Annotated in this window: 16 protein-coding genes; 2 read left to right on the top strand and 14 right to left on the bottom strand. The window is 32.4% G+C overall.

Features of this window, described 5'->3' with window-relative positions:
- Positions 1 to 156: 156 nt before the first annotated feature.
- The 4 genes from rlmD to H8707_RS00135 all read right to left on the bottom strand — a co-directional run bounded on the left by rlmD (position 157) and on the right by H8707_RS00135 (position 3,546).
- Positions 157 to 1,821, bottom strand: a complete 1,665-nt coding sequence (rlmD, locus tag H8707_RS00150) for a 23S rRNA (uracil(1939)-C(5))-methyltransferase RlmD (RefSeq protein ID WP_262428117.1) — start codon at positions 1,819 to 1,821, stop codon at positions 157 to 159.
- Entirely contained in the window at positions 1,811 to 2,179 is a 369-nt protein-coding gene (locus tag H8707_RS00145) for an arsenate reductase family protein (RefSeq protein ID WP_262428116.1), read from the bottom strand. The genes rlmD and H8707_RS00145 overlap by 11 nt, the downstream gene beginning before the upstream one ends.
- 133 nt (positions 2,180 to 2,312) lie before the next feature.
- Complete coding sequence (locus H8707_RS00140; protein ID WP_262428115.1) at positions 2,313 to 2,633, bottom strand: putative heavy metal-binding protein; 321 nt, start codon at positions 2,631 to 2,633, stop codon at positions 2,313 to 2,315.
- Between the two features lie 64 nt (positions 2,634 to 2,697).
- Positions 2,698 to 3,546 carry a CvfB family protein gene (locus H8707_RS00135; protein ID WP_262428114.1) on the bottom strand — a complete coding sequence of 283 codons (849 nt, stop codon included), beginning with the start codon at positions 3,544 to 3,546 and terminating at the stop codon, positions 2,698 to 2,700.
- A 250-nt stretch (positions 3,547 to 3,796) separates the two neighbouring features.
- Here H8707_RS00135 and H8707_RS00130 point away from each other — a divergent pair, with 250 nt between their 5' ends.
- Positions 3,797 to 5,827 (top strand): BglG family transcription antiterminator, encoded by a 2,031-nt coding sequence (locus tag H8707_RS00130; RefSeq protein WP_262428113.1) that lies wholly within the window; start codon positions 3,797 to 3,799, stop codon positions 5,825 to 5,827.
- 80 nt (positions 5,828 to 5,907) lie between these two features.
- Complete coding sequence (locus tag H8707_RS00125) at positions 5,908 to 6,624, top strand: copper homeostasis protein CutC (RefSeq protein ID WP_262428112.1); 717 nt, start codon at positions 5,908 to 5,910, stop codon at positions 6,622 to 6,624.
- A gap of 49 nt (positions 6,625 to 6,673) precedes the next feature.
- Here H8707_RS00125 and H8707_RS00120 read toward each other — a convergent pair whose 3' ends face one another.
- The 10 genes from H8707_RS00120 to H8707_RS00075 all read right to left on the bottom strand — a co-directional run bounded on the left by H8707_RS00120 (position 6,674) and on the right by H8707_RS00075 (position 16,663).
- A complete protein-coding gene (locus H8707_RS00120; protein ID WP_262428111.1) occupies positions 6,674 to 7,414 on the bottom strand; it encodes an SIS domain-containing protein in 741 nt (246 codons plus the stop codon).
- Between the two features lie 12 nt (positions 7,415 to 7,426).
- Complete coding sequence (locus H8707_RS00115) at positions 7,427 to 8,152, bottom strand: creatininase family protein (RefSeq protein ID WP_262428110.1); 726 nt, start codon at positions 8,150 to 8,152, stop codon at positions 7,427 to 7,429.
- 1 nt (position 8,153) lies between these two features.
- Complete coding sequence (locus tag H8707_RS00110; RefSeq protein ID WP_262428109.1) at positions 8,154 to 9,149, bottom strand: phosphotriesterase family protein; 996 nt, start codon at positions 9,147 to 9,149, stop codon at positions 8,154 to 8,156.
- A 58-nt stretch (positions 9,150 to 9,207) separates the two neighbouring features.
- Entirely contained in the window at positions 9,208 to 10,512 is a 1,305-nt protein-coding gene (locus tag H8707_RS00105) for a PTS ascorbate transporter subunit IIC (protein WP_262428108.1), read from the bottom strand.
- Between the two features lie 35 nt (positions 10,513 to 10,547).
- Positions 10,548 to 10,814 (bottom strand): PTS sugar transporter subunit IIB, encoded by a 267-nt coding sequence (locus H8707_RS00100; RefSeq protein WP_262428107.1) that lies wholly within the window; start codon positions 10,812 to 10,814, stop codon positions 10,548 to 10,550.
- 136 nt (positions 10,815 to 10,950) lie between these two features.
- A complete protein-coding gene (locus H8707_RS00095; RefSeq protein WP_262428106.1) occupies positions 10,951 to 11,379 on the bottom strand; it encodes a PTS sugar transporter subunit IIA in 429 nt (142 codons plus the stop codon).
- Positions 11,380 to 11,799: 420 nt separating this feature from the next.
- A complete protein-coding gene (locus H8707_RS00090) occupies positions 11,800 to 13,458 on the bottom strand; it encodes a phosphoenolpyruvate carboxykinase (ATP) (RefSeq protein ID WP_262428105.1) in 1,659 nt (552 codons plus the stop codon).
- Positions 13,459 to 13,708: 250 nt separating this feature from the next.
- Positions 13,709 to 15,466 carry a pyruvate kinase gene (pyk, locus tag H8707_RS00085; RefSeq protein ID WP_262428104.1) on the bottom strand — a complete coding sequence of 586 codons (1,758 nt, stop codon included), beginning with the start codon at positions 15,464 to 15,466 and terminating at the stop codon, positions 13,709 to 13,711.
- 13 nt (positions 15,467 to 15,479) lie between these two features.
- Positions 15,480 to 16,439: a 6-phosphofructokinase gene (pfkA, locus tag H8707_RS00080; protein WP_262428103.1), complete on the bottom strand. Its 960-nt coding sequence runs from the start codon at positions 16,437 to 16,439 to the stop codon at positions 15,480 to 15,482.
- A 29-nt stretch (positions 16,440 to 16,468) separates the two neighbouring features.
- Positions 16,469 to 16,663: a hypothetical protein gene (locus tag H8707_RS00075; RefSeq protein WP_262428102.1), complete on the bottom strand. Its 195-nt coding sequence runs from the start codon at positions 16,661 to 16,663 to the stop codon at positions 16,469 to 16,471.
- Between the last annotated feature and the right edge of the window lie 73 nt (positions 16,664 to 16,736).

The raw sequence follows: 16,736 nt of genomic DNA, 5'->3' as shown, positions 1-16,736 counted from the left end.
CTGTTCCTCCTTCCAAATTTGGGTACAAAAAAAGAAGATACCCATGTAATTAACTCCTATTGAGATGTAAGTACCTATTAAGTTTTGTATATATAAAAAAGTTGCCCACTCATTTTTTTAGAGCAAGCAACTTTTTGTTTTCATATTCAATTTTAATTATTGGATAACTCCAAAATGCCTTAAGGCATCTTTAATAGCTTCTACCTTTTCAGGAGTTGGGTGCTTTCGTTCATGTTTTAATTCTTCTACTGCATTAGGGGCATCGTACATGGGTAATCCCAAATCTCTTTTTACTTCTGCTATATAGGCAGTATGCACCTTGAAATTATACTTACTTTCTATATACTCTTGTATCATTTTATAGGTTACTCTTTCGCTTGGTCTATATTCTTCAGCTTTTCTCGCTATCTCATCAATAGGAATCTGCCCTTTATCATCACCAAACTCTACATTTATGTTGATATGTGTATCTGCTTTTTTGTGGGACAATGATACAACCGTCTCAACGTTACTCGTATGCGGGAACATATCCACAGGCTGAACTTCCTTTATCTCATATCCATTATCCAAAAGATACTTCACATCTCTAGCCATAGTTGTTGGATTACAGGATACATATACTACTCGCTCAGGGTTTAATTTTACTATGGCTTCTAGTACTTCCTTTTCACAACCCTTTCTTGGAGGATCTACTACTACTTTATTGCCTCTAACTCCTTCATTCGTAAGTTTAGGAAATACTTCTTCAGCCTTTCCCACTATAAATTCAACATTGTCTATATTGTTTAGCATTGCATTTTCTTTTGCATCATCAATAGCTGATTTTACAGACTCTATTCCATAGACTTTCTTTGCCTTGTTAGCTATATATAGTGATATTGTCCCTATTCCGCAATAAATATCGAAAACTTCATCCTCACTATGTAAATCCAAAAACTCAATAGCTTTATCATATAAAATTTCTGCTTGAGTTCTATTTACCTGAAAAAAGGAATTGGGGGAAATTTTGAATTTAAACTTGCCCAAATAATCTATTAATCTATCCTCTCCATATAGTTTTATATACTTTCTTCCATAGGTAGGTGCAGATTTCATATTGTTAATATTATGATAAATGCTTATTACTTCCTTAACCTCACTTTTTAACATCTTAATCAATTCATCACTTTTAGGTAAATAGTCCGTAGCAGTAACCATGATAACCATTGCTTGATTATCTATATTTGTTCTGATACCGATATGTTTAAGTTCACCTTTATTTGATTTACTATCATAGGGTTTTATATTGCATTTATTAATCCATTCTCTAATAACATTAAGAATTTCATCTGCAATTTCAGGTTGTAGTATACTATCCCGCATATCTACGACATCATGGCTCCCTTTGGCGTAAAATCCTATTACTGTTTTCCCGTTTTTGTTCCCAACCGGAATCTGTGTGTGATTTCTATATCTATATGGATTATCCATCGCAATGGTATCATTAATATTAATATTTGAAAGACCTGCAAATTTCATTAAATCCATTTCAACCTTATGCTTCTTCCATTCCAATTGTTTCTTATAGTCATAATTGATTAATGGAATCTCACCGCTTTCAATGTCCATATCAATTACTCTATCTTTTGAAGGCTCAATCAAATTAACAATTGAGCCAATTCCAAAATTCTTTTTAAGTTCTGTTATCTTAAATTCTACCTTGTCTCCAATAACACCATTTGGGATGAAAAAGGTAAAATTATTCACCTTCAATACCCCATTACCTTCGTGAGTAAAATCTAGTATCTCTCCCTGTAATATATCTCCTATATTAAATCCCATCTTTGCCTCCCAGACTACTCCATGCATCTTCTTTAAATCCTACTAAAACTGTATTCTCTCCAACCAATATAGGTCTTTTTACCAACATTCCGTCAGTTGAAAGCAATTCAATTTGTTCATCTTCATTCATATTTGGAAGTTTATCCTTTACATTGAGTTCTCTATATAGTGTTCCACTTGTATTGAAAAATTTTTTAATAGGCTTCCCGCTCTTAGAAATCCATTCTTTTAGTTCGCTCTTGCTTGGATTATTTTCTTTTATATTTCGTTCATCATATTCTATATTATTTTTATCCAGCCAATCCTTTGCCTTTTTACAAGTTGTGCATCTCGGATAACAAATAAATATATATTTCATAATCTTCCTCCGTATTTTATGTTTATTTGTATATTATACCATTATTAATTCCTTCAACTATTTAGTATACAAAAATAATGGATGCACTGCACCCATTATTCTCTTTAATAAAGCACTTTCATGCCAAATTCTATTATTTCACTACTACTGCAGTACCTGAAGCTGTTACCATCAACATATCGTTACCGGAACCCAATACTTCATAATCTATATCTACACCTACCACAGCATTGGCTCCTAATTGCAAAGCTCTTGACTCCATTTCTTTTATTGCATCCTCTCTTGCTTTTATCAATTCACCTTCATAAGTATTTGATCTACCTCCAAAGAAATTTGAAAGCCCTGCTGCAATGTCTTTTATAAAATCAACCCCGGATATAACTTCACCGAATACTATATTTTTGTATTCTATAATTTCTTTACCTTGAATTGTTGGTGTTGTAGTTATTATCATTGGAAACTCCTCCCTTAATAATTATTGTGCTATAAATAGGATATTGCAATTATTTATATTACCCTTAATCCCTAAATTTAATGCCCTTGTTAGTAATTTCAATTATTTCTTCTTTGTATAGTTTTCCAATTGCTCGTTTGAATCCGGATTTACTCATGTTTAGTACCTTTTTAATTTGTTCCGGAGAACTGTGGTCATTTAAATTTAATGTTCCTTTGTTTTCGCTTAATTTATCTAGTATAATCTTTGCATCCTCATCCATCTGCAAATGTGCCCTATCTCTTAAACTAAGGTCCAATTTACCGTCCTCTAAAACCTTGTTTACTCTTACTTCGATGGTTTCGCCTACTTCATGTGCTCCATACAATTCCCTGTTAGGTATTAGCCCATCATATTTATCTTCTACTGCGACAAATGCACCGATATCTCTATTGATGCTATAGACAGTACCTTCCACCCATTCATTTTCCTTATAGGGAGAATCTTTTATGAGCAAGTCTTTTACCTTCATCGTCCCGCATATTCTATTTGATTTGTCCACATACGCACCAACCAAGTAGCTTTTACCAACGACTACAGAACCTACTGTCTCACTAAATGGTAGGAACAAATCTTTCTCCAACCCCCAGTCGAGAAATGAACCTATTTTTGACTTGCTAACTACTGTTAAATGAGCAAGCTCTCCAATGGCTATTTTGGGCTTTTTGACTGTAGCTATTGTTCTATCTTTGGAATCCTTATAGATAAATACTTCAATTGCATCACCTATTTTTGCATCTTTTGGAATTTGTGCTTTTGGAAGCAGCACATCTTCCTCTTTTGAATCTTCTTCTGAATCTTCTACGTTTAGAAATGCACCTACTGATGTAAATCTTTTTATAATTAATTCTTGATATTCACCTAAGTTTATCATTATAATACACCCATCCTCCTATTAATAGCTTTATTTTACCACAAGTATACCCAATTCACAATTAGCAATACTATTTACGGTTTACACATATCCTTAAACTTATACTTGGGTAAGTTTTCGATATTTCACTATATTTTAACATTCACCCGTACAAATATGATATATTAAAAATTGCACATTAATCGCGCAAATAAATGACCTGTCATTTATAAATAAAATAAGTTATCATCTATTTAAGGGGTGAAAATAAATGTATATTACAAAAAGAATTTTACAAATACTTTCACTTATTTCGAAAAGTGATGGCTATATTCCCCTTGATATAATAGAAAATCACGTTTCCATATCTAGAAGAACTCTGTACAATGACCTTGCAATAATCAATGAATGTTTATCCCAAAATAATCTGGATGAACTTTCTACTGTAAGAAATAAAGGAATTAGTATTAGTGAAAGGGATAGAGAAAATATTGATGAGCTATTAAATATTTTAAAACATAATATGGATAACTATATTCTTTCACCTGAAGAGCGCAAATGGTTTTACGTGTTCCTAATTATAACAGATAAAAGATGTCTGACGCTTGAATTAATAGCTGACATTTTAAATGTAAGCAAAACTACTATCTTAAATGATTTTGTTACACTTCGTTTATTATGTAAAACATATGAAATATCTTTAAACAACGACAATAATAAGGGATATTATTTCACAGGTGATGAGAAAATTATTAGAATAGTTTTCTTGCACAGTATTATGGAGCTAAGAAAAATAATAAAAATCCCTTCTTTCAAAGATCTGTTTATTTCAGAAAAATCAAAGTTCTATGAAGATTTATTATGGGAAATGAATAAAAGATTCCAGCCTAATTCATTTAACGAAATAATTGATGTGCTATCAATATTTTTCTATAGAATCGAAGAAAGAGAATATGTTATCTTTTCCAAAGAGTTGCTAGATTTTATAATGGAACAACCTGAATTTAGATTCATATATGAAAGACTTAATAATAAGAATAATAATTTCGTCGGCTATATAGCTTTTCACCTAATAAATGATAATAAACTTAGCAAGTTGTCTAATGAAAATGATGATTCTAATACAAAACAGGAAGTTCGGAGTATCGTTTCATCAATGGTATCAGATTTAGAATTGATAAGCATGACTAATTTTAAAAACCGAGCTAAACTTATCAAAGGATTAACTGCGCATATAATGTCTTCTAAATTTAGATATGAGAATGGTTTAATAATAACAAATCCTTTTTTAAATGAAGTTAAGAATAAATACAACTATATATATAATTTAGTAAAAGTTGTAAGCCACCATCTGGAGAATTACTTCCACAGATGCCTTATAGCAGATGAAATAGCTTTTATTACTTTACACTTTGCATTACATTTTACTGAAATCGATTCGAAAAAGGATGACCCAATAAAAATCCTTGTTATGTGTCCCAATGGTGTCACAACTTCTAGTCTATTGAAAAAAGAAGTTGAATTATTAATTGATACCGCTAGTATAATCCAATGTAGCACTGTCGATGAATTTAATGAATATGGTCATATTGATCTAATATTAACGACAATACCAATTGAAGCTCAACTATCATGTCCAGTATTGCATGTTCACCCAATTCTTTCTGAATACGATAAAATTAGAATTTTCCAACATATTAATTCCTTTAATAAAGTCGTTAGTAATAACACAATAGATGAAATCGTTAGCATTATAAATAGTTCAAATATTGATGAAAAAGTTAAAAAAGATCTTACTAAAGAAATAATTAATGTAAGTTCAAATGCACTATCATATAATATTTATAGTTCCCAAAAAATAGATATAAAACTCGGCGGACTCGTTGATATTTCAAATATTCAAGTTTGTGACTGTGCAAATAATTGGAAAGAAGCTATACGCCTCTCTGCAAACCCTCTATTAGATAAAAGGCTAATATCAAAAAGCTATATAGAAGCTATGCTAAATAATATTGAAAGATATGGTCCATATATAATAATTCACCCAGGTGTAGCTTTAGCACATGCTAGGGAAGAGGATGGGGTATTGGATTTTGGTATAAGTATTCTAAAGTTAAACAAGGAAGTAAATTTTCAAAACGATAAAACAGCTTTTTTAATTTTTACCATAGCTTCCTCTAAAGATAATTACATGAATATACTAACAAAGTTAATCAAGTTATTTGAAAATAAAAAATCAATGATCAATTTAAGAAAAGCTGATACCCCTAAAAAGATATACAATATTATTTCAAAATTTTAATAAGTGCCAAAACAGCAGTAAATACTTATATACGTATAATCAATAAAATTAATTCTTTATCAAATAAGGGTGGTGTTAATATGATAAATGGAATTAAAGTAGAAATAATGTGTGGCTCGCTGGAAGATGTTATAACTGCATCTGAAGCTGAAGGAGTCGATCAAATAGAGTTAAATCAAGCCATGGAGTTGATTGGTCTTACACCTACTATAAGTACTCTTAGGAAGGCTAAACAACTGTGTTCCCTACCAATAGTAACTATTATCAGAACAAGGGGAGCCGGTTTCTCTTATAATGAATATGATTTACAAATAATGTTAGAAGACGCTAAATTGCTCTTAAAAAATGGTGCCGATGGTATAGTATTCGGATCCTTACAATCCAATAGAGAATTAAATAAAGAGTATATCAAAAGAATGGTTGACGTTATTGGAACAAAAGAAGTAGTTTTTCATAAAGCGTTTGATTTTTCAAGAGATCTAGAGGAAAGTATAATCCAATTAATAGATCTAGGGGTTGATCGAGTCTTAACTGAAGGTGGAAATCACAGTGGTGATATATTAAAAGGAATGGAAATGATCACTTATCTTCAAGAAAAATATGGAGATAAGATTACTATATCACCGGCAGGCGGAGTAAATGCAGGAAATGTTTCAAGACTACTTAATACAACTAAATGCAAATTCATTCACTTTTCAGCAAAAGAATATGCAGTTGATCCTTCTACAAACGAAAAATATCTAAAAGTATCTAAACATATCTTAAATAATATTTTAAGTTCGATTAGAAATAATTAAAATCAATACCCAAGAATTTAATAAAATCTTAGGTATTTATTTCCTATTTCTATAGCTCATAGTGAATTACATCTTTATATTCGTCTATTATCTTTTTATTTTTTTCATCTCCACCATCTAAATTCGCACTATAGAAAACAGGTGGAACATCTATACCCATGTCTATAAGTATTTTTGTAACCTCCGTTACTATAGTATTTAATATAGTTGCTCCAATTACAGTAGAAGTAGCCCCTACCTTTTGCCGATGGCCTTTTATTTCTATAGCAGCATCTCCAATATCTCCATGATTGTCTATCACCAAATCCGTTACTTCATATAAATTTTTATTGGATTTATGCCTTGATAATACAGATTTTGAATATGTTAAATTTGTAATAGCAATAATCTTAGCACCCTTTCTTTTAGATTCAATTGCTAACTCTATGCTAACAGGGTTCCTTCCTGAAACTGAATGAATAAATACCACATCCCCCGATTTTATAGGTGTCTTTTCAGCCAGTAATGTTCCATAGCCTTCTAATCTTTCCATCTGACTCGTAAGAGAAATAGGACTTGTATCTAGAGAGAGTCCCTTAGCAAATATTGGATTAAATAGTACCAGCCCACCTGCTCTATAATACACTTCTTCTGCCAATATGCCAGCATGCGACGCTCCAAATATAAATATGGATTTCTTATTCAATATTGCATCCACAAGGATTTCACAAGACTTTATAATATTTTCACTCTCAAGTTCTTCAACATCTTTAAGTATTTGTTTGATTTTGTCAATATACTCAAATCTCAAAGCTAACCCCCCTTATAGTTTGGATTTTTCCAATAGAATAATATCAGATGCTTTTTTCAGTATATGCCTAAATACATTTTCTCCTTTTTCCTTCGTAGCCAATCTTGCATCTCCTATAATATAATTATCGCTAAACTCCGTCCATTTAACCGGAGTATAATCCACATCCTTTGGAACCTTCATAGTACCTTTTTTAGCTTTATCCATATTGACATGTTCACTAGCTGCATATAACATCATTGATGTTTCTACCTCACAAGCATGTAAAAAGAAATGATGATCATTTAGGTTTATAAACTCATCCTTAACTTCATCTATACCTGGATAGATGAAATATATTACCTTTATTGGATACTTCTCATATGCTATTCTGGCAGCAGTTTTCATTACATTGGAGTTACCAAAATGTGATGATATTAAAGTAACCATTTTAACTCCATTTTTGTTAAGGCTTTCTATAATATCAACTAAAACTCCCACAAGGTTTTCTTCTTTAATATTTATGCTCCCCGGTGCCTCGGAAAGGCTCCATACTTGTCCAAAAGGCATAACAGGAAGAACCAGAGAATTTGTCATCTCTGCTAGACGTAAAGTATATTTTTCAACCAGCAGAATATCTGTTGATAAGGGTAAATGATCTGAATGTGCCTCTATGGCTCCAAGGGGTAAGATTACATTTTTCTTTTCCTCAAACGCATCCATTATATTTCCTGAATTGTAATCACTTACTTTATACATACTACACCTCTTTAAATGTTAAATATCTTTTAGGATTTTCAATTAATAATTTGTTTACTACTTCTTCACTATCTAGCCCTTCTCTCTCGCATTCAATCCTGAATCGTGGAATCCATCTTTTTAATAACCATTCCAAACCCAAACCATATCCATAACTCCTGTAATAAGACTTTCTGGCTGTATCTCCACCTAGTAAAATTTGATTTATATATCCCATTTTGATTAAATTAATTATTGCATTTATCCTATTACTTTCAGGACCATATTTGTTCTTTCCCAATCCATCGAAAGATAGATAGGCACCAGTAGATGCTATTTGTTCATAATAATATAAATCAATATTTCTATCCATATGACCAAAAGATACGTTTTTTAAATCCATTCCTTCTTTTTCAAGTATCTCTATTTGTTCTATTGCCATGGTTCCTGCTTCAGTATGGGAGTGTACTGGAGCACCCGTTAATTTATGAACCATGACTGCTGCTTTTATGGTTTTAATTTCAAGAGGATTTATGGAATTGTATCCAGTGCCAAATTTAACTTGCCCCGCTTTGTAATTTGTTCCTTCTAATCCAACTTCAATTTCCATTCTTACCATTTCTACCAAATTTTCTATAGATTTTTTTTCAATCATATCCTCAAAAGTTTCATATTCACCTGTATATTCCTTTAAGTGTTCTGGAATTTTAGCTTTCCATAAAAAACTCTTATTAAATCCGGCAGTACCTATAATGTGTATTCCAGATAATCTAGAAATATTTGCTACTTCTTCTACATTTCTCCCGTAGTCTATAGCAGTAGCATCTACAATTGCATTTCCTCCATACATTTTAAAGTCTAAAACATCGGCAAGAGATTTCTCAGTATTATCTAGTATAAGATCATCCTCACCTTTTTCAACCCAGTAAGGCGGACTACATATTATGTGCTCATGACCATTTACTATTCCTAAGTTTTTAGGATGTATATCTCCTAAAAGAGTTCGAATGAATGTCATATTTATACCCCCCTCAAAGCAGAGTAGTGAGAAACCCACCACTCTGCTTTGAAATTTATTATCTAAATATCTTTGTTATAAAGTAAAGTACTGGTCCAATTATAAACATATCTGTATCAGCTGCCCAAGCTGCTGTATCTGGAATAGTGGAAGGAAGTAAGTACATAACTGTATAGAATTGTCCAATAGCTACTATAGTAGCTATAATGAATCCTCCTAACAATGCCCCCTTATATCCACCAGTCAAATTCCCAAATACTCCTGCAGCAGCACCATGGAAAAATAATACTATCATTGTTGGAACAAAAACATACCCTACGGTATTTCCTAATATAACCATCCATATTAGCCCACCAATAAATGCACCTAAAAACCCAAATATTACTGCATTTGGAGCATATGGATATACTATTGGAGCATCTATTGCCGGAACAGCACCGGGCACAATTTTGGTAGATATACCTTTAAATGCTGGTATTAATTCTCCAATAAATAATCTAACGCCAAATAATACTACTGCAATACCTGCAGCAAATTTTATGGATTCAATTATACTGTAAATAATAAAATTTTGCGTTCCCGCAGCTGCTATTAACTCCTTTGATACATCCGTACCCTTTAACATCAAAACTATTGCTCCTATAATAAACAGTGAACCCATCGTTAAAGCTGTAATTACATTTGAGTCTCTTAGAAATGATAATTTCTCGGAAATCTTAATATCTTCTGAAGATTTTGGATTCTTCCCTCCAACAAATTTCCCCAAAACTGCAGATAACCATGCACCTATTCCAACGGTATGTCCAAGAGCAACTGAATCCGTACCTGTAATTTTAACCATATATTTCTGAGTCAAAGCTGGTTGAAGCGTCCAATAGGTACCCATAATAATAGATAAAATTGGAACAACTAAAGTCATTGATACATCGGGTTTTACATGTGTAATAATACCTAAAAATACAGCGGTAGTCCAAAACATCATATGTCCTGTCAAATAAATAAACTTAAATTTAGTGAATCTTGCCAATAAAATATTTACTAAAAATCCCAATGTCATTATTAAAGCGATATATCCGCCAAATGTCGCATTAAATTTATCAAACCCCATAAATCCTGTTGGCATAGTATTACTTGATAGCCCAAAAACTTCTGCCCACATAGGCTGGAAAACATTTAATGCCCCTACTATAATGTCAGAACCTATATTAATTATTAGAAATCCGATGATCGCTTTTAATGTTCCAGATATTATTTTGGAAATATCAGATTTTTGTAATACTAGACCTAATAAAACTATTATGCCGATTAAAAATGCTGGAACTCCAAAGATATTATTAGCAATCCATAAGAAAACGTTTGACATCTTAATTCCCCCTTCTACTGAATTTCTTAAATCACCTACAACAATTCTTTAGATAAGGCAGATCTTATTTCATCCTTATCAAAATAATTCTCAACAAAAATCTTTTTAGCATCACTCCTGATTTCTCCAGCAAATACTTTATTGCTTATGATATAGTCTGCCTTCATGCTTGATGCACTGCTTACATCTGCATTATCTACATTTGCTTTGATACCCATCTCTTTCAATACTTCTTCCACATTCATTCTAAGCAATAAACTTGAACCCTGTCCTAAGCCACATACACATAAGATGTTTTTCATTCATTCAACTCCTTTCCTCATTAATCAAAGCATTAATCACAATTCATAGCATCCGGAATCACAGAATTTTATGAAGTGTTTTTGATATCATTTTAGATTACTTATTAAATAATTCTACGGGCATATATCCAGATATTTAATCTTTATGATTCCAAATATTATATATTTCTGCTACGGACTCAGTATTGATCAATTTATTATAATTAGTTTTATCTGACAATACATTTGATATTTTTTTCAATGTTTCTATATGTTTTTCATCATTTGCACTAGCTAAAACAATAATAGTATTTACCTGCCTCTCTTCACCGAATTTAACCTTATCTCTTAGTTTTAGTATAGATATTGCTGATTTATAGGCTCCATCTTCTGGTCTTGCATGAGGTATAGCTATATTTTCTGCAATAACTATATAAGGACCCATTTTAATTACATTATTTATCATCTGTTCAATATAATTATCGCTAATTATATTATCTTCTAGTAAAGGTTTTGCTCCTATCCTAATCGCTTCTTTCCAATCCTTAATAGCATCTTTTACCTGAATATACTTATATTCAATCACTTTTAACCTCCATATAATGATATTGATATATCAATTCAATTAGTTTGATTATTTATAACACTTTCCTCATTAATATATATATAATATTAGTAACACTTATAACTTAATAATGTCATTTACACTTTATTTGTACTAGAGCAATACCACTACAAATTTGAAAAATTGTATGATTTATTTTCCCAGAAAAAGGATCATAAGGTTATTCATTAACCCTGAATAAAGGATAACTTATTTTATAGATAAATAACAGAGCATATATTTGCACAACTAATGTGCAATTTTTAAATTACTGGATTTATGATAGAATCTACTTCAAAGATTGCACAAATCAATTGTCTGAGAAGTTTATTGAACAATAAAATAAATGCATCAAGATTTCACATCTCAATGCATTTATAATATCATCTGCAAAAGTATTCTTTACATATCTAAGAGTTCTTTTTCTAATCTAATTATTGCATCCAACGCTTCTTTCGGAAGTTTGTCTATGCCTCCTTTGAAGCTTTCCATATCTAATAAAAACTTCTTTCTATAATCCAAACTGTTCTTCCACATACCCTTATAGTCTTTATCTCTCATATCCGGTTTATAGCCTTCAACTTCCATATATTCTATTTCTGTAAATCCTCCAAGCTGTTTAAATTTTGCTTTTTTGAGGGCTAATTCCTCCAATAATTTCAATGTTACTTCTTTAGGAATTTTTTTATCAATGAAGTGACTGGTATTTATTATATAGCACTCTACATTTCTATTTTCAAAAAGCTCTTTAAATTTCTCATAATCATTTGCCAAAGGATAGGTTCTAAACGGATTAGCATATGGTTCAATGACCAATGCATTCATATCCACTCCTTTTGCAAGTTTTTCAGCTGTTGTTCTTTTGGTTGCAAGGGTTGCTCCCATAACTGATGCCAATATAGGATTTTTTATTTTTAGTATTGGCGGCATCGTTGCATCCTTCATTAACCACGCTATGGCATCTACAGGTTCATCTATTTTATTTACTCTGTTTTCGGTCCAAAGTATAGATTTTACTGCTCGCCCATTTCCATTTCTTATATCTTCAGCAACTATTACCTTTTTCCCATTCTCATCTAATGTCACACCACAATTTTGTACTGTTAGCAGGTATTTATTTGCGGGATGGGTAGTCGGATAATCCTGTGTCTTGTCAAAATAAGCAGGTTCCAATGCAATTGATGAGCCATCTTCTGTAGATATTATATAGGCATCATCATGGAGTACATTTATATCATATTTTCCGTCATGTTTTTCATGTGTTAATGTGGATTTTCCTGAACCTGATAATCCGAATACTCCTATGGTAAATTTGCTGTCATTTTCCAAATTATATCTTTTCATTCCCCCATGACAGGAAGCAAAACCATTTCGATTTGCCAAGCTCCACCCCAAAGTAAGGGTACCTTTTTTATGTTCTCCAAAATATCTCATCCCTAAAAGCATCGCACAATTATGTATTGGATCAAACAGAGCTAACCCATTTGGATGAGATGGCGGAATATAATCCGGATTTGAAAATACATATAAATCCCCTTCAGGATATTGTTTTGAATCTTTGTACATCTGCATATATTTTTGACTTAAAAACTGAAAATTTAACAGCCAAGAATACATTATATTATCAAAATTTTCCGGAATTAATAAATGTGCCTTGATCATAAAATCCGGATGTAAGCCTATTATAGCTTCAGAATGATATAATTTTTTATATCTGCTTTCGTATATGGCTTCTCTTGATATTAACTCATACTCTTTAATATCAACATTTGGCTCACCTATTATAACTCTTGCACCTGCAAATCTGCCTACAGTTGCTCCGTCATTAAATAGTAAAACCTTTGCATCAGAGTCCAATCCTATCTCTTCAGGACTATAAACCGGCATATCGGTTACTATAGTTCCCGGCGAATCTTTTGCCAATTTATACGCTTCTTTAATAGAATTAACCTTGACTACATTGTTTCCATAAAAGCTGGTTTCAATGGTAGAACGAATAGAGCTGAATATTTTATTATCCTTAACAATTTCTTCTCTTCTGAAATTACTAATAGTTGACATATAAATACCCCTCCCTTGAATATGTTACTTTAAGTATATCATTTTAAAATAAATAAACAACGGGAAAGCGTCTACCTTGCATTAATTTTCTCCCCAATAAAAAGATTAAAACCCTAATTTTTGCATATTCCAACAATATCTAAATCCAAACCTATATAGGATTCTTCACTATCGTTAAGAATGACTCAAGCAATAAATTAGGGTATTGAAAACCCTCCACTGACGTGAGAATAATACCAGCTTTAACTATTTACATTATTCTGACTTCACCTTTATAAATTTGCCCTGTAGAACTATCTACTGTAATTATATCCCCATCCTTAAGCAGTTTTGTAGCATTATGTGCTCCTACTACGGTTGGCTTTTCCAGATTTATACCAAGAATAGCTCCATGTGAAGTCAATCCGCCCTCTTCTATGATAAATGCTGAAGCTCTTTCCATAAATTTTAACATCTCTTTATCGGTATATGAGCAAACTATAATATCCTTATCTTCAAATTTAGCCAGTAGTTCTTCTTCCGTATTTGCTATACATACTCTTCCTGTTCCGACTTTATTGCCAATTCCCGTACCTATTAGCAACACTTTACCTATTGTATGAACTTTAATAAGATTTGTAGAACCTGAAAGTCCTGCCGGAACACCTGCAGTAATTACAACCAGATCTCCTTCTTTAACATAATTATGAGCCATTGCTGAAGCAATGGAGAAATCTATGATTTCATCAGTAGTGCTGCTGACAGCCGCTAACACAGGATATACTCCCCATATTAAGCTCAATTTTCTCTCTACTGCTTCTGAAGGAGTAGCTGCTATTATTGGAGCCTTGGGTTTGAATTTTGATATTGCCTTTGATGTATATCCTGAAGAAGTAGATGTTATAATTGCTGCTGCTTCCAAATCCTGTGCAGTTGTACAGGTAGCTTTTCCTATAGCATTTGTTGTTGTTAATTCATGCTGCATTGATTTTGATCTTAATATCTCAGGATAATTCAGCGAATTTTCCGTAGTTATTGCAATATTGTACATGGTTTTTACTGATTCCACAGGATATTTACCTGCTGCAGTTTCTCCGGAAAGCATAATGGCACTTGTACCGTCAAATATTGCATTGGCTACATCTGTAACTTCAGCTCTTGTCGGTCTGGGATTTCTTATCATGGAATCCAGCATTTGAGTTGCGGTAATTACAGGTTTTCCAACGATATTACATTTTTTAATCAATTCTTTTTGTACCAGCGGAATTTCTTCCGTTTGAATTTCAACTCCTAAATCCCCTCTGGCAACCATAATCCCATCTGAAACGGCAATAATTTCGTCAATATTATCTACGCCTTCTTGACTTTCTATCTTAGAGATTATTTCAATTCCTTGCCCGCCATTTTCTTCTAATATTCTCCTTATTTCAGTTACGTCATCTGCTTTTCTTATAAATGAAGCAGCAATAAAATCTATTCCGTTTTCTATACCAAATAAAATATCATCTCGGTCTTTCTTAGTTATTGCCGGTAATTTGATTTTTACATTTGGAACATTTACTCCTTTATGATTTTTAAGTACTCCACCATTCAATGCCACACATTTTATATCTGTTCCATCTATTATTTCTAATACATTTAGCTCAACTAAGCCATCATCTATTAAAATTCTATCGTTTGGCACCACATCATTTGGAAGGCCTTCATAAGATACGTTTATGATAGTTTTATCTCCTATGATATCCCTTGATGTAAGAGTGAATATATCTCCTTCTTCCAATTCAATAGCTTCATCTTTAAAATTTCCCAGTCTTATCTCCGGACCTTTTGTATCCAGCATAATACCTATTGGTAAATTCATTTCTTCTCGAACCTTTTTAATAGTATCTATTCTTCCTTTATGTTCCTCATGGCTTCCATGTGAAAAGTTCAATCTACATACATTAAGTCCATTTTCAAACAACTGTTTCAGAACACTTTCAGATTCAGAAGCAGGACCTATTGTACACACTATTTTTGTTTTTTTCATATATTTTATCCTCCTATATAGATAGTATTTTAGCGGTGTTATATCTATTTACGTCAAATTGTTTTTCTACTTCAAGCGCTTCACTTATATCCATATCAAAAATATCATTGCATTTTACACCTAGCGCTCGACCGGATTTATCTTCCATCAATAACTCAACCGCCATTTTTCCCATTTCGCTTGCAAGAATTCTATCAAATGGTACAGGGCTGCCTCCCCTTTGTATATGACCAAGTACTGTTACTCTTGTTTCTATACCTGTCTTATCAAGTATTTGTTTTGCAACATCATAAGCGTTGCTTACCCCTTCAGCCAATACTATTATGTTATGAAGCTTACCTCTGTTCTTGCCTTGTATAACCTTTTTACAAATAGAATCAATATCAAAGGGCACCTCTGGTAAAAGAATACTTTCAACTCCACCGGCTAATCCTGAATATAATGCAATATCACCGCAATGTCTGCCCATTACCTCAACAATATTGGATCTTCCGTGAGAATATGATGTATCTCTTATTTTGCTAATTGCATCTACAACAGTCTCTACTGCTGTGTAAAATCCTATACTATAATCAGTATAACCTAAATCATTATCTATAGTACAAGGAACCCCAATAGTCGGTATGCCCTTATCAGAAAGTGCTTTTGCACCTCTTAATGACCCGTCTCCGCCCAATATAATCAACCCGTCAATATTGAAAACTTCTAATACGTTTATGGCTTTTTTCTGTCCTTCTTCAGTTTTAAATTCATCACAACGTGCCGTCCTTAAAATTGTTCCTCCTCTTTGTATGATATCGGATACCGATGAGATGTCCATGTCATCAATATCTCCGGTGATTAACCCATTGAATCCATGTTTGACTCCCATCATTCTCATATTATTGTAGATGCCAGTCCTTATAACACCTCTAATGGCAGCATTCATGCCTGGGGCATCTCCCCCGCTTGTTAGTACGCCTATAGTTTTCATAATTTCCCCCTCTTATATTTATGCCTTTGTTATATAATCCCCAACTCATATAATAATACTTGGACATCGGATGCCTCAAGTTCCGGGACTAAGATCTCATAAATCTCTTCCTCATCTCCTAGTTCAACAAGTTCTTTTTTTACAAGGAAGCCTTCAGCTATCAATTTGTTTTCAACTTCAATTGCCCACTCCTTACCTGAAGCTACATAAACTGTAGTCCACATTGTATATCCCCCTTGTAAATTACTATCAGTATAAAACATAAGTGAAATCGCTAATTGAATTGCTCACACCGTT

The organism is Paratissierella segnis, assembly GCF_014385195.1.
In the GTDB taxonomy this organism is placed as follows: domain Bacteria; phylum Bacillota; class Clostridia; order Tissierellales; family Tissierellaceae; genus Paratissierella; species Paratissierella segnis.
This window is presented reverse-complemented; position numbering and strand designations above follow the sequence as displayed.

What these genes read in the sequence shown, in the direction of transcription:
- rlmD (WP_262428117.1), bottom strand. Translation starts at nt 1,821, where the DNA reads ATGGGATTTAATATAGGAGATATATTACAGGGAGAGATACTAGATTTT.
- H8707_RS00145 (WP_262428116.1), bottom strand. Translation starts at nt 2,179, where the DNA reads ATGAAATATATATTTATTTGTTATCCGAGATGCACAACTTGTAAAAAG.
- H8707_RS00140 (WP_262428115.1), bottom strand. Translation starts at nt 2,633, where the DNA reads ATGATAATAACTACAACACCAACAATTCAAGGTAAAGAAATTATAGAA.
- H8707_RS00135 (WP_262428114.1), bottom strand. Translation starts at nt 3,546, where the DNA reads ATGATAAACTTAGGTGAATATCAAGAATTAATTATAAAAAGATTTACA.
- H8707_RS00130 (WP_262428113.1), top strand. Translation starts at nt 3,797, where the DNA reads ATGTATATTACAAAAAGAATTTTACAAATACTTTCACTTATTTCGAAA.
- H8707_RS00125 (WP_262428112.1), top strand. Translation starts at nt 5,908, where the DNA reads ATGATAAATGGAATTAAAGTAGAAATAATGTGTGGCTCGCTGGAAGAT.
- H8707_RS00115 (WP_262428110.1), bottom strand. Translation starts at nt 8,152, where the DNA reads ATGTATAAAGTAAGTGATTACAATTCAGGAAATATAATGGATGCGTTT.
- H8707_RS00110 (WP_262428109.1), bottom strand. Translation starts at nt 9,149, where the DNA reads ATGACATTCATTCGAACTCTTTTAGGAGATATACATCCTAAAAACTTA.
- H8707_RS00105 (WP_262428108.1), bottom strand. Translation starts at nt 10,512, where the DNA reads ATGTCAAACGTTTTCTTATGGATTGCTAATAATATCTTTGGAGTTCCA.
- H8707_RS00100 (WP_262428107.1), bottom strand. Translation starts at nt 10,814, where the DNA reads ATGAAAAACATCTTATGTGTATGTGGCTTAGGACAGGGTTCAAGTTTA.
- H8707_RS00090 (WP_262428105.1), bottom strand. Translation starts at nt 13,458, where the DNA reads ATGTCAACTATTAGTAATTTCAGAAGAGAAGAAATTGTTAAGGATAAT.
- pyk (WP_262428104.1), bottom strand. Translation starts at nt 15,466, where the DNA reads ATGAAAAAAACAAAAATAGTGTGTACAATAGGTCCTGCTTCTGAATCT.
- pfkA (WP_262428103.1), bottom strand. Translation starts at nt 16,439, where the DNA reads ATGAAAACTATAGGCGTACTAACAAGCGGGGGAGATGCCCCAGGCATG.
- H8707_RS00075 (WP_262428102.1), bottom strand. Translation starts at nt 16,663, where the DNA reads ATGTGGACTACAGTTTATGTAGCTTCAGGTAAGGAGTGGGCAATTGAA.